This window comes from Yersinia similis (assembly GCF_001053095.1).
In the GTDB taxonomy this organism is placed as follows: Bacteria; Pseudomonadota; Gammaproteobacteria; order Enterobacterales; family Enterobacteriaceae; genus Yersinia; species Yersinia similis.
On record NZ_CGBP01000090.1, the window covers coordinates 1 to 1,207 of the forward strand.

The following is a 1,207-nucleotide window of genomic DNA, read 5'->3' on the forward strand; positions in this document are numbered from 1 at the left end:
TGTAAGTATCCCACCAAAACGACCCATTCATTTTTAGAGATCTTCCGACATACTGATTATGTCACCTGAGGAGATCGCTATGCGTAAGATCCGATTCACCGAGCACCAGATCATTGCCGTTCTGAAATCTGTAGAAGCTGGTCGAACCGTCAAAGATGTGTGTCGTGAGGCTGCTATTTCTGAAGCCAGCTATTACAACTGGAAGGCGAAATATGGCGGGATGGAAGCCGCTGATATAAAAAAGATCAAAGATCTTGAAGACGAGAATCGTCGTCTGAAGCAGATGTTTGCCGATCTGAGTCTGGAATGCCGGGCACTGAAAGACGTCATCGAAAAAAAGCTTTAAAACCAGCGATAAAGCGTGAGCTCGTCAACTATCTGACCACGCAATTTACGATGAGCATACGCCAGGCATGCAGGACGTTATCGCTAAGCAGGACGGTGTTTCGTTATCAACCGGATACGCGACGTGATGAAGCGGTGATCCAGAGGCTGACCGAGGTCGCTGAGCGCTATCCCCGCTACGGTTTTAAGAAGCTTTTTCAGGTACTTCGCAGGCAGGGGCACGTCTGGAACCACAAGCGTGTCCACCGGATTTACTGTCTTCTCAAACTGAATTTTCGTCGTAAGGGTAAACAACGCCTGCCGGTGCGCAATCCGGCTCCGCTGGCAACGCCGGAAGCACTCAACCAAAGTTGGTCGATTGATTTTATGCACGACGCGCTGACATGTGGCCGACGTTTTCGGACTTTCAATGTTGTCGATGATTTTAACCGTGAAGCTCTGGCGATAGAAATTGACCTAAATATCCCAGCGCAGCGTGTCGTCCGGGTGCTGGACAGGATAGTAGCAAACCGTGGATATCCGCTGAAGATGCGGATGGACAATGGGCCGGAACTGATATCACTGGCGCTGGCGCAATGGGCTGAAGACCATGGTGTGATGCTGGAATTTATCAAGCCAGGTAAGCCAACACAGAACGCGTTTATCGAACGTTTTAACAGGACGTACCGGACAGAAATACTGGATTTTTATCTGTTCAGAACCCTGAATGAAGCACGGGAAATCACAGAGCGTTGGCTGGCTGAATATAACAGCGAACGACCTCATGAATCCCTGAATAACCTGACGCCGGAAGAATACCGGCTGATGGCTGAGAAACCGGAAATCTCAAAAAGTGTGTGGAACTAAAGCTGGGATACTTACA

General features: G+C 49.1%; 1 protein-coding gene. It reads left to right on the forward strand.

What is annotated here, in order from left to right; genetic code table 11:
* Nucleotides 1-79: 79 nt before the first annotated feature.
* A protein-coding gene (locus AC971_RS21510) for an IS3 family transposase (protein WP_144236056.1) occupies nt 80-1,191 on the forward strand; the annotation gives its coding sequence in 2 pieces (ribosomal slippage) (nt 80-341 and nt 341-1,191; 1,113 coding nt in all).
* Nucleotides 1,192-1,207 lie beyond the last annotated feature (16 nt).